The sequence below is a fragment of the Streptomyces sp. NPDC001153 genome (assembly GCF_053598315.1).
This window is the reverse complement of the sequence record NZ_JBSFJZ010000031.1, coordinates 119,854-131,816: the sequence shown is the minus strand read 5'-3', so window position 1 is coordinate 131,816 and position 11,963 is coordinate 119,854. Positions and strand designations below refer to the sequence as shown.

6 protein-coding genes and 2 pseudogenes are annotated in these 11,963 nt (G+C 70.3%); 3 read left to right on the top strand and 5 right to left on the bottom strand.

Going from position 1 to position 11,963, the window contains the following annotated elements:
* Positions 1-41: 41 nt before the first annotated feature.
* Both dctA and ACWDEN_RS31330 read right to left on the bottom strand, forming a co-directional pair.
* Complete coding sequence (gene dctA, locus ACWDEN_RS31335) at positions 42-1,457, bottom strand: C4-dicarboxylate transporter DctA (RefSeq protein WP_450861177.1); 1,416 nt, start codon at positions 1,455-1,457, stop codon at positions 42-44.
* Positions 1,454-2,572: a PrpF domain-containing protein gene (locus ACWDEN_RS31330; RefSeq protein ID WP_450861175.1), complete on the bottom strand. Its 1,119-nt coding sequence runs from the start codon at positions 2,570-2,572 to the stop codon at positions 1,454-1,456. Before ACWDEN_RS31330 ends, dctA begins: the two co-directional genes overlap by 4 nt.
* A gap of 146 nt (positions 2,573-2,718) precedes the next feature.
* Between ACWDEN_RS31330 and ACWDEN_RS31325 the strand changes: the two genes are divergently transcribed.
* A complete protein-coding gene (locus ACWDEN_RS31325; protein WP_351619134.1) occupies positions 2,719-3,624 on the top strand; it encodes a LysR family transcriptional regulator in 906 nt (301 codons plus the stop codon).
* 558 nt (positions 3,625-4,182) lie between these two features.
* On the opposite strand, the gene ACWDEN_RS31320 is transcribed toward ACWDEN_RS31325, so the two are convergent.
* On the bottom strand, positions 4,183-5,457 hold the full coding sequence (locus ACWDEN_RS31320) for a glycoside hydrolase family 6 protein (RefSeq protein WP_351619131.1): 1,275 nt from the start codon (positions 5,455-5,457) through the stop codon (positions 4,183-4,185).
* A 160-nt stretch (positions 5,458-5,617) separates the two neighbouring features.
* On the bottom strand, positions 5,618-6,583 hold the full coding sequence (locus tag ACWDEN_RS31315) for a glycoside hydrolase family 6 protein (protein ID WP_450861173.1): 966 nt from the start codon (positions 6,581-6,583) through the stop codon (positions 5,618-5,620).
* Positions 6,584-6,900: 317 nt separating this feature from the next.
* Between ACWDEN_RS31315 and ACWDEN_RS31310 the strand changes: the two are divergent.
* Positions 6,901-7,914 (top strand): annotated as a pseudogene (locus tag ACWDEN_RS31310) (LacI family DNA-binding transcriptional regulator).
* Positions 7,915-7,951: 37 nt separating this feature from the next.
* Here the strand turns inward: ACWDEN_RS31310 and ACWDEN_RS31305 are convergent.
* Positions 7,952-9,006 (bottom strand): annotated as a pseudogene (locus tag ACWDEN_RS31305) (LacI family DNA-binding transcriptional regulator).
* A 1,295-nt stretch (positions 9,007-10,301) separates the two neighbouring features.
* On the opposite strand from ACWDEN_RS31305, the gene ACWDEN_RS31300 reads away from it, so the two are divergent.
* Positions 10,302-11,888, top strand: a complete 1,587-nt coding sequence (locus ACWDEN_RS31300) for an arabinofuranosidase catalytic domain-containing protein (protein WP_450861171.1) — start codon at positions 10,302-10,304, stop codon at positions 11,886-11,888.
* The last annotated feature ends 75 nt before the right edge of the window (positions 11,889-11,963 follow it).

Genomic DNA, 11,963 nt, shown 5'->3' with positions numbered 1-11,963 from the left:
GGCCCGGAGCGTCTGCTCCGGGCCGGCCCGCCCACGCGATATCAGCTTGCGGCGGGGACGGGGTCGCGAGTTGGTTCGGGCATCGCCTCGGGTGCGGGCGTCTGTTTCGGATCGGGCTCGGCCGGCACCGCGGAGGGAGCGGGGGTGGGGGCGTAGGGGATCTCGCCGCGCAGGACGGCCTTGGCACGGTCCTCGTCGAGCTCGCCCTCCCAGCGGGCGACGGCCAGGGTGGCGACGCCGTTGCCGACCAGGCTGGTCAGGGCGCGGGCTTCGGACATGAACCGGTCAACGCCGAAGATCAGCGCGAGGGCGGCGACGGGGACGTGCGGGACGGCGCTGAGGGTGGCGGCCAGGGCGATGAAGCCGGAGCCGGTGACGCCCGCGGCGCCCTTGGAGGTGAGCAGCATGACGGCGAGCATGGCCAGCTGCTGGGTGAGGCTGAGGTGGATGCCGAGGGCCTGGGCGAGGAAGACCGAGCCCATGGTCAGGTAGATGGCGGTGCCGTCGAGGTTGAAGGAGTATCCGGCGGGCAGCGTGATGCCGACGACCGGTTTCGAGGCGCCCGCGTGCTGGAGCTTGGCCATCATGCGCGGCAGGACCGGCTCGGTGGAGGAGGTGCCGAGGACGATCAGCAGCTCTTCCTTGATGTAGCGCAGGAAGGGCAGCAGCCGCAGTCCGTTCAGGCGCATCACGGTCCCGAGGACGACCAGGACGAAGAGGAGGGCGGTCAGCCAGAACGAGCCGACCAGCAGGCCCAGGTGGCGCAGGGTGCCCAGGCCGTAGTGGCCGATGGTGAAGGCCATCGAGCCGAACGCGCCGATGGGGGCCAGCCGCATGATCCAGCGGATGAGCGTGAACAGGACCGTGGAGAATTTCTCGACGCCCCGGGCGATGCCCAGGCCGGCCTCCCCGCCGGCGTGCAGGCCGAATCCGAACAGCACCGACACCAGCAGCACCGGCAGGATCTCGTTGCCGGTCAGGGCGCTGACCAGGGTGGCCGGGACGATGGCGAGAAGGAAGGCGGCGAAGCCCTCGTGGGCCGTGGTCGCCTCCGGCGGCAGGCCCTTGGCGGACAGGCTCGAGAGGTCGATGTGCAGACCGCTGCCCGGCTTGACGACGTTGACGACGACCAGGCCGATCACCATGGCCACGGTGGTCAGCACCTCGAAGTAGACCAGAGCCTTCAGACTCACGCGGCCGACCGCGCGGGCGTTGCCCATGGAGGCGATGCCGTGGACGACCGTGCAGAAGATGATCGGCGCGATGAACATCTTCACCAGCGCGATGAAGCCGTCGCCGAGCGGCTTCAGGTCAGCGCCGGCGGACGGCCACAGCCCGCCCACGGCGGCGCCGAGGAGGACGGCGATCAGGCACTGGATGTAGAGGTGGGACAGCATCCGGCGGATGCGGCCCGGTGGTGCGGTGACGGTACCCGGGGCGGCGTCGTTGCGGCTCATGCGGGGCGTCCTTCCAGGACGGGAACGAGGAGTTCGGCTCGGGCGATACGCCGGGCGGCGCGGTGCAGCAGCACCGTGGGGGACGCGCCGTCCGGTGCGGGGACGGCTTGGGTGGTGACCACGCCGGCGGGGGTGCCCAGGCGCAGCGTGCCGTCGGCGGTCTGCCGGGCGACGCGGTGGGCGAGGGTGCCAGGGGTGGCGGCGGCCGTGGCCAGGGCCACGGCGGAGGTCAGGCCGATCGCCGGGTGCGGGGCGTGCATGGAGACCATGCGCACGGCCAGGTCGTACTCGTCCTGGTTGACGAGCATGCCCTGTGTGGTGCGATAGAGCGCGGGTCGGGCGACGATGCCCACTTTCGGTATCGCGTGGCTGACCGGATCGCCCTCGCGGGCCAGGCCCATGGCCAGCGCTGCCTGGCGGCGCAGCAGTGTCAGCGCGGGCACTGCGGTGGCGAACGCGGTGAGGGATTCCGTGCCGTCGAGGCCGAAGGCCTTGGCCTCGAACAGGGCGGCCGGCGCGCCGGCGTCCACCAGGGATGCCTCGAGGGGACCGTCCGGGCCGGTCAGCTCGTCCAGTGCCCGGCAGGTCGGCAGAGCGCGGCCGGTCGTCGAGCCCGCCGGGTCCTGAAACCCGAGCAGGACCGGCACGCCCGGCGCCGAGGTACCCGGCACCACGGCCGTGCCCTCCTCCGGAGCCACGCCCGCGGGGGTGGGCATCGTGCCGGTGAGGCGGGCCCCGGTGTTGACGTTGAGCATGCGGACGGTGGTGGTGTCCGACGTGATCGGCACGAGACCGTGGTGGACGGCGTACAGGGCCACGGCGGTGGCGCAGTTGCCGCAGTTGCTGGCCCATTCCACGCGCTCGTCGCCGATACCGACCTGCGCGAAGGCGTACTCGACATCCACGGCGGCCTGGGTCGACGCCTGTACGACGGCGGCCTTGGAGGTGGTGGAGGAGGCGCCGCCCACGCCGTCGATCTGGCGGGGGTCGGCTGCGTTGAAGGCGGCGAGCAGGAGGGCATCGACGTCCACGCTCGTGGCGGCCACGTCGCGGTGGTCGAAGATCCAGCACTTGCTGGTTCCTCCGCGGATCATCTCGCCCTGCAGACGCAGCACAACTGACTCCTCACAGCCATGGAAGGGGAAGTCCACCGACGGTCTCGCCGTGCGTGGTGTCCTCCACGGTGGGTTACGGCAGCGTGAAGTACAATCTCGGAAATCTGCATGGCTATTAAGGTGAAGTGAACGGTGGAGGGGGTGGCATGCTCGACGTCCGGCGCATCCTGCTGTTCACGGAGGTCGCCCGGCGCGGCTCGGTGACCGCGACAGCCCGCGCCCTCAACTACACACCGTCAGCGGTATCGCAGCAGATCAGCCGCCTGGAAACGGAGGCAGGCCAGCCCCTGCTGGAACGCCACGCCCGGGGCGTCACCCTCACCGACGCCGGACGGGCGCTGGCAGAACGAGGGCAACGGATCGAACGCGAACTGCAGGCCGCGGAAAACGAACTCGCCGACCACGCCGGTCTGCGGGCGGGCACCCTGCGCATCGGCACCTTCCCCACCGTCGGCGCCTCGCTCCTCCCGCAGGCCGTGATCGCCTTCCGGGACGCCCACCCCGACGTACGGCTGACCGTCCGCAGCGCCCGCATCGCCGGACTCTGGACGATGCTGGAGAACCGGGAGATCGAGATGTCGCTGATGTGGGACTACGACTGGAGCCGAATCGACCGGGAGGACATCGTCGTCACCCCACTGCTCGACGACCCGCCGGCCCTTCTCGTCAGCGACCACCATCCGCTCGCCGGCCGCGACGCCGCCTCACTCGCCGACTTCGCAGACGATCCCTGGATCACCCGCGCCGACCGTCACCCGGTGGCCGAAGCCCTCGTCCGCGGATGCCGCGCCGTCGGCTTCGAGCCCCACATCGCCTACGAGGCCCACGACTACCAGGAAGCCCAGGCCATGGTCGCCGCCGGTATCGGCGTCGCCCTCGCCCCTACCCTTGCCCTGGAGGGCATCCGGCCCGGCGTCGACGTCCTGCCCCTCCAGCCGCCGGCCCCCGTCCGCCGCATCCTCCTGGTGCGCATGGCCGACCACTCGCTCACCCCCGCCGCCCTGACCTTCGCCGGACTCCTCCGCGACACCGCCGCGGCCCGAACCCTCTGACACCGAACCACGCCCACTGGTGATGGAACCGTCGCGCTCACCGCCGCCGATCCAGCCCCGCACTTCGGCGTTGGACCTGAGGAACGGGCGGCGGCAAGCAACCTGGCGGGGGCGCGCCCGGTCAGCGGATTCGGGGCAGCGCCTTGGCCGAGTGCGCGGCGCGCAGGTTCCCTCGTTGTGTAGGACATGTCCGAATTGTGTGTGACATGTCCGAGACGGCCGGAATCAGTCTCGGGACGGATGCGACGTCGTTCGACGACGGATCTTGAACAGATACTCCAGTCCTTCGAGAGGCGGCTGGTCGGAGCCGCGATCGCCGGTCACGCCACACGGAGCGGCTCCTTCGCCGGTGCTAGAGACGCGACGGGGTGCGGATGGTCGACGTCGAGATCCGGCTCGGCCCGGTGGAGCCGGGTCTCTGCGCGCGACGGTAAGCGGCACGGACTCGCACGCGGGCGACGCGAGCAACCCGAAGCCCACCCACCCCCGCCAGGTGACTGGCGATCACGAGATGAGACGGCTCGGTGGCCGGACGCGTACGGAGGCGTCCGACCCGGCTCAGCGGTTGAACGTCAGGCGCGGTACCGCGTTGCGGGCCAGTGCGTGGGCCTGGTCGGGCCACCAGGCGCCGGCGGGCGGGTCGACGATGCCGTATTCGGGGTCGATCGTGCCGCCGGTGTTGCGGGTGCAGCTGCCGTCGGATTCACCGGGGGTCTTGATCCACAGGTACGCGTCGACGAGCGGGACGCCGGTGTCGGCGGTGGGGCGTGGGCCGAGACCGCGGCCGGGTGCGTTGCACCAGGTCTCCGGGTCCCCGCTGTACTTGCCCGGCGGTGGGGTCCAGGCGCCCCGGCCGTTGCGGCTGGTGTCGATCACGAAGTGGTGCAGTTCGACGGCCGCCGGGGTGCCTGCGTTCTGGTCGAACCAGGCGTCGGTCCACCGCCAGGTGGTGGGGTCCGTGGGGGAGACGGCGTCGCCGGGGGCGCCGTCGTTGGGGGCGGCGGACGAGTAGTACTGGCTGGCGCACCAGTCGGCGTGGCCCCGTGCCTCCTCGGGGCCCTTGGTGGCGAACCAGATGCACTTGGCGATCCAGGTGCCGTATCTGGCGTTGTGGTCGGTGGGGTGGTTGTTGGACACGTTCAGGGCGAAGCCGTCGCCGTACTGGACCCCGGCGTCCTGCAGTCGCTGGGCGATGTCGCCCACGGCGCGCCACTGTACGTTGCCGGCGTCCAGGTAGACCGCGGTGCGGGGCCGGGCCTTCAGGGTCTTCACGGCGTATGCGAGGTCGGCGATGCGGGCGGCCGTGAGTTCGCCGGTCGGGTCGGTGGTGGGCCCGCAGTCCTTGGGAAGGTTGGCCAAGCCGTCGGGTTCGACCACGACCACCGCTTTGTCCTCGCCGATGCCTGCGGCGAAGGCGTCGATCCACTGGCGGTAGGCGGCGGAGGATGCGGCCCCGCCACTGGAGTACTGCGAGCAGTCCCGGCCGGGTATGTCGTAAGCGACCAGGACGGGGGTCCGGTCGACGGCGCGGGCCCGGCGGACGAGCCTGTTCACCTTGAAGCGCACCTCTTCGGGCGTGCCCTCGGTGAACCATTCGGCCTGCGGCCAGCTTGCGAGTCTGGCCATGTTCGCGGCGTTGTCGATGTCGCCGTTCCGGAAGTCGACGAGGGCTTGCTGCGCGGCCTTGCCGTGCGGGTCGACGTAGAACTTCGTGGTCGGGGTGATCACGTCCTGCGCGGGTGTGGCCTGCGCCTGCGTCGCGGTGAGGGCGGCGCAGGCGGTGAGCGTCGTGATGACGGCGGCGACGCGGCGCCGAAGGCTGCGTGGCTTCATGGCTGCTCCTGTGCGATGGATGCATGAGGGGTGTCTGCACCAGGGCGGTCCACTGGCCGTCTGTGCGGAAGGCGGTCAGTGGTGGACCCGGCGGGCTGCGGCTGACGGTGCTCGTGGCCCGGCGGCGGGGCAGGGGCCTACCCGGCCACGGGACCCGGGATCAGTAGCCGTAGATCATCTTGTAGGCGACCTCGGGGAGGAACTGTCCGGCCGGGGAGCCGGTTCCTGTTCCGCAGTTGCCGTCGGACTCGCCCGGGGTCTTGATCCACAGCAGCATCTCGGCGCCTCCGGCCGTCTGGGTGGGGGTGCCGATGCGGCGGCCCGAGGGGTTGCACCACTGGCCGTTGGAGCCGTTGCCGTTGCGGCTGGTGTCCACGACGAACGGTCTGGTGTAGCCGTAGCGGGCGCTGAGTGCGCTGTTGACGGCGTTGCCGTAGGCGATGTTCTCGGCCGTGGTGTAGTAGTTCGAGATGTTGAGCGAGAAGCCGTGTGCCTGTCGCAGGCCGGCTTCGTTCAGGCGCTGGGCCATGGTCGCCGGGCTTGCCCAACCCGGATTGCCGGCGTCCAGATAGACCCAGGTGTTGGGTGCCTGGCGGTTGAACTGCGTGAGGGCGCCGGTGATCATGCCCTCGCGTTCAACTATCTGATCCTGTGTCATACAGCCGTAGTCTGCGAGGGAGTCCGGTTCGAGGAGGACGACGGCCGGGCGGTTGGCGATACCGCCGGCGAACTGGGCGATCCAGCTCGCGTAGGCGGACGGCGAGGCGGCTCCGCCGGCGGAGTGTCCGCCGCAGTAGTCGCGGTTGTAGATGTTGTACGCGACGAGGATCGGCAGCTTGTGCTGGTAGTCCGCCGCGCCGGCGTAGGCGCCCGTGGCGGTGCCGATGGTGCCGCTCCAGGCGCCGAACCAGTGGGCCATCGGGGTGTTGGCGAGGGAGGAGTTGATCGCAGGCGCCCGGCCGTCGCCGGGGTTGGCGGCCACCCACCGCTTCGCGCTGGAGCCGGGGTCCACGTAGAACCCGTTGGTCATGGTGGTCGGGGTGGCGGCGTGGGCGGACTGTGCGACGGTGAACGTCAGTGGCAGAGCGAAGAACGCTGCCACGAGGGCGCGGAGTCTGCGACGCATGACTGTACCTCGGTTTCCTGGCAGGGATGCGCCGCACGTTCTCGTACCGAGCATGCGACGCGCTGAGGCAGTGCGGTGGTACGACGTAGGAAGTGGGAGCGCTCCCATCGGAAGCGCTCCCAGAGGGCACTGAGAACCTTTGGGGTGTGGCCGGTATCGTGTGGCGCCCTGATGGAGCTGTCAAGAGCCGCTGAGCAACCGGCACTTCACAGGACGGGAACAAGGCTCTACAGTCCTGGAACTGAAAGCGCTTCCAGTCGAACCGGGTCGGGGACGAGCCGCTCTCGACGAGGCCGGGAGGGAAAGGCTCGGAGTACATGGCGGAGGATGTGCCATGCCGCCAGTCGACGCTCGATCAGGTAGCTGAACGTGCCGGAGTCTCCCGCTCGGTGGCCTCCCGTGTCCTCAACAACGCCCCGTACGTCAGTCGCGCCAAACGCGAGGCGGTCGAACGGGCCGTCCGGCAGCTCGGTTACGTGCCTAATCCGACCGCACGTGCGCTGGCCACCCGTCAGACGGGAGCGGCCGCCCTGGTCGTCGCGGGGGAGGCTCCGTCGCTCTTCGCGGACCCGTTCTTCGCCCAGGTCATCGTGGGGGCGTCGGCCGCTCTGGAGGAGGCCGACCTGTATCTGATGCTGTGTCTGGCCGCCTCCGATCGTGGTCGCAAACGTGTGGAGGAGCTCCTTCGGTCGAAGGGCGCCGACGGCGTCATGCTGATGGCGCTGCGCGAGGGCGATCCGCCGGCCCGTACGGCCGAGGAGGCCGAGACGCCCGTCGTGTTCGGCGGACGCCCGGTCGGTTCGGCTCCCCAGTGGTACGTGGACGTCGACAATGCCGGCGGAGCCCGCGAGGCCACCGAGTACCTGCTCTCGCTTGGCCGGACCCGTGCGGCCACGATCTGCGGGCGGCTGGACACCCAGGTCGGGCGCGCCCGGTACCGCGGCTACCGGGATGCCGTGCCGGCAGCCGGCCTGGAGCCGTACCCGTCGCGGGAGGGGGACTTCACCGAGCCCGGCGGGGCCGCCGCCATGCCCGCACTGCTGGCGAACCACCTCGAGGTGAACGGGGTGTTCGCCGCCAACGACAACATGGCGGCGGGAGCGCTGCGCGCCTTGCGTGAGGCCGGCCGGCCGGCCGGTCCCCGCCGACGTCGCCGTCGTAGGCTTCGACGACCTGACCGTCGCCCGGATCGCCGATCCGCCGCTCACCACCGTTCATCAGCCCATAACGGCTTTGGGGAGATGGTGCGTATGCTCGTCGCGCTCATCAACGGGCAGGAGCCCACCCCGCTGATCCTGCCCACCCGTCTGGTCACCCGCTCCAGCGCCTGACGGCGGTCTCCTTCGGACTGCTGGGGGCGCGATTGCCCTACCGCCCGGCTCGGTGCTCCGCGCCCTTGGAACGTGCCGGCCTGCCGGCGGATGCGGCGGCTGTGCTGGAGCGCAACGAGATCGGCGGTGTCAGCAGGATGTGCCGAGGCGGCGTGTCAGGCGCGGCGATGCGTTCCACCAGCAGCGAAACGGCCTTCTCGCCCATGTCCAGGGCCGGTACGTCCGCTGCCGTGAGCGGCGGGCGGAAGTCCTCGGCCCATGTCTTGCCGCCACTCCGGTGATGGAGAAGTCGTACGGCACTTCGAGACCGGCGTCCGCCAGCGCGCGCTGGATGCCGGGCAGGGCGGCCTCGTTGATGGTGGTGACAGCGGTGACGTCCGGAGGGCTGCGCAGGAGCGCCTCGACGCGTTCCTGACCGGACCGGGCATCGTCCCCGCACGGCACTTCGACGCCGTCAAGGCCGCGTTCCGCCAAGGCTGCCTCGAAACCCTCTCTGACCCGGTGCGCGGGGCCGTAGCCGGCCGCAATGAGTTCGGGGAACGAGTGACCAGAGCCACCCGACGGTGCCCGAGATCGGCGAGGTGCCGCACGCAGTGCTGGACCAGGCCGGAGTAATCGACATCGATCCAGGACATCTGGTGGTCGCCTGCCGTGTGCCCGATGCCGACGAACGGCAGTCCAGCATCCTGCAGGCGCCCCACACGAGGCTCCTCCAGGCGGATCTCCATAAGAATGACGCCGTCCACGCGGCGTTCCGAGACCAACCGCTCGAAGGAACGGTCGTGGTCCTCGCCGGAAGGGGACAGCAGCACATCCAGGTCGACCCGGGCGGCGGCGTCGACCACGCTGGCCACGAAGTCCAGCTGCATGTGCGACAGCCTCTTGCCGGCCGGGGGGAATGACGAGACCTATGGTCCGGGCGCGGCCTTCCTCGAGGGCCCTCGCGGTCGCGTTGGGGTGATATCCCGATTCGTTGATCACGTCTTGGATACGTCTGCGCGTGCCGGCGGACACGGGGCGTTTGCCGCTGAGCGCATACGACACCGTGCTGCGCCACACTTCCGCGCGGCGAGCGATCTCCCCGATGTTCATGCAGCTCCTCAAGACCTACGCTCGGGCCGCAAGAATACTGACGGGTGGCGGCGGTGCCGTTGGGTCCCGCTGCCGAACCGGTGCGCCGGATCGGCTCGACTCGGCCGGCAGCGGCACGACCGACGCCGCCGACGCGGCACTGCCGGCGTCCCGGCGCCGGAACGGCGCCGACACCGGACCGTCGGCAACCCGGTTCGGCGGCGACATGTACGGGCCGGGTGCCACAACCCCAGTCCGCCGCCGGCGGTTGCCCATGACCGGCCTCCCGCCGCGCGGTCGTCGAGCCGGCCGCCGTCGGTCCCCGATCAGCCGCAGTATCGCCTCCTGCGGGCCGCTGTGCTTGCGGACCCGGGACAGGGTTCGTCGTGTGGCCGACCTCAGCTCGTCGTCGAAGCCGGTGCCCCCACAGGGGTTCATGATGTCGCGACCCGGCTGCGACAGCCCCGCGCTCGTATGCGCGATCCCGCCGTCCAGCCAAGGCCGACCGGATCCTGGCGACCTGGCCAGGTCGGCGCTCCCGCGCATCGGCAGCCGAGCCTACGAAGGGTGAGGGAGCGGACGGGGCTTCGCCGACGTCCGTCCGGATGCCGCAGCCATCGCGATGCCTGTCGTCGACGCGGTGGCCGACGGCGTGACCGCCTCGCCCCGCGCCGGAGCCCTCAGCACTTCCTCGGCTTGGGCGCCACTGCGCTGCAACTGTGTGGCGCAGGCCGCCCCGAGGACTCGTCATGGATGGTGTTGCATGAGCGCCATGGTGTGCAGCGGTGCAGGAGGTGCCCAGCGCACCACGGTGGGCCCGACGGACGAACGACGCCCGAGTGCCATGGATCCGAGGGGCGGCGGCGTCGGGACTGCCGGAACCGTCGCGCGTTCCGCATCTCATGCAAGTGCCGGACAACCTAGACGAATCGGTTCCACGCAAGCGCTTCGACGAAAGGTTACCGACCGGCCGAGTGCGGGGTCAATGGCGGGCCGTGAGGCAAGGCGGCGCCAAGGCGCTACGGCCAGGGAAACTGCCTGCCGCCTGCTGCCACGCCGCATCTGTTCGAGCATGCGGACGATCTCCGACCCACAGAAATCAGCCGTCGAATCGATTCCGCGACAACCTTCGCGGCAGGGGCTTAGAACCCTTGACAGTCCCGCGGACTCGGGAGGACCGTCTCCCCCCGAAACCTCTCTGCAATCTCACTGCAATCTCACTGCACATACGGCACCTTCAAGTGCTTCGGATCGTCGGCGCCGCCAACACACCCGACTGGGTTGCGCCGACACGTAGGGGAGATCAGATGGGAACCATGCGCACAAGACCCCACCCGCTGTCCGGGCGCGGTGGCGTACGACGGCTCCTGGCGGCGTTACGGCACCGGGGCAGGCCGGAAAGTGTGCCGGACCAGGGACATGTTCCGCCGTCGGCGCGCTCGCCCCGCTCTCGGTCGAAAACGTTCGCCCGGGCCGGGGCCGCAGCCGTACTCGTCGCCGGCGCTCTGGTCGGCGCCACGGCCACGGCCGGCACGGCTCGGGCCGCCGCGTCCGGGCCGTGCGACATCTACGCGGCGGGCGGCACGCCCTGTGTGGCTGCGCACAGCACGACGCGAGCGCTGTACGCCTCGTACAACGGGCCGCTCTACCAGGTCCGGCGGGCCTCGGACAACACCACCCGGAACATCGGCGTCCTGGGCGCGGGCGGGTACGCGGACGCCGCCGCCCAGGACTCGTTCTGTTCGGGGACGACCTGCCTGATCACGGTCATCTACGACCAGTCAGGCCGCGGGAACAGCCTCACCCAGGCGCCCGCGGGCGGTGCCGCGGGCGGCCCCGACAACCTCGCGAACGCCACTGCTGCGCCCACCATGGTGGGTGGTCACAAGGCCTACGGCGTCTTCGTGGCGCCCGGCACGGGGTACCGCAACAACCACACCAACGGCATCGCGACCGGGGACAACCCCGAGGGCATGTACGCGATCTTCGACGGTACGCACTACAACGGCGGCTGCTGCTTCGACTACGGCAACGCCGAGACGGACAGCAACGACGACGGCAACGGCACCATGGAGGCCATCTACTTCGGCAACATCAAGGTCTGGGGCTATGGTTCGGGCAACGGTCCGTGGATCATGGCCGACCTCGAGAACGGCCTGTTCTCCGGGGTCAACCAGCATTACAACGCGGGCGACCCGACCATCAACCACCGCTACACGACCGCCATCATCAAGGGCGGCCCGAACCACTGGGCGATCCGTGGCGGCAACGCGCAGTCCGGCGGCCTGTCCACCTTCTACGACGGACCGCGCCCCAACGTCGCCGGTTACAACCCGATGCGGAAGCAGGGTGCCATCATCCTGGGCACCGGCGGCGACAACAGCAAGGGCGCGCAAGGCACCTTCTACGAGGGCGTGATGACCTCCGGCTACCCGTCGGACGCCACCGAGAACGCGGTCCAGGCCAACATCACCGCGGCGGGATACAGCAACTCCTCCGGCGGGACGAGCACCGGTGCGCTGCACGCGGTGGGCGCGGGCAAGTGCCTGGACGTGCCCAACTCGTCCACCACGGCCGGCACACAGCTGCAGATCTGGGACTGCAGCGGCGGCGCCAACCAGACCTGGACCCGCACAGCCTCCAACCAGCTGACCGTCTACAGCGGCGGCAGCCAGATGTGCCTGGACGCATACGACAACCAGACGTCCGCCGGCACCAAGGTGGAGACCTGGCCGTGCAACGGCGGCGCCAACCAGCAGTGGCAGCTGAATGCCGACGGCACCGTCACGGGCACGCAGTCCGGACTCTGTCTCGACGTCACCGCCGCCTCCACGGCCAACGGGGCGCCGGCCGAACTCTGGCCGTGCAACGGCGGATCCAACCAGCAATGGCGACTCAACTGACGCCTCGGGCACCGAGCAGGACTTCACCCCGCGCTGACCGGCTCGCGGGCTCGTTCACCCCACCCACTGTCCCGT

Coding starts and splice junctions, on each gene's coding strand:
- dctA (WP_450861177.1), bottom strand. CDS start 1,457: ATGAGCCGCAACGACGCCGCCCCGGGTACCGTCACCGCACCACCGGGC.
- ACWDEN_RS31325 (WP_351619134.1), top strand. CDS start 2,719: ATGCTCGACGTCCGGCGCATCCTGCTGTTCACGGAGGTCGCCCGGCGC.
- ACWDEN_RS31320 (WP_351619131.1), bottom strand. CDS start 5,457: ATGAAGCCACGCAGCCTTCGGCGCCGCGTCGCCGCCGTCATCACGACG.
- ACWDEN_RS31315 (WP_450861173.1), bottom strand. CDS start 6,583: ATGCGTCGCAGACTCCGCGCCCTCGTGGCAGCGTTCTTCGCTCTGCCA.
- ACWDEN_RS31300 (WP_450861171.1), top strand. CDS start 10,302: ATGCGCACAAGACCCCACCCGCTGTCCGGGCGCGGTGGCGTACGACGG.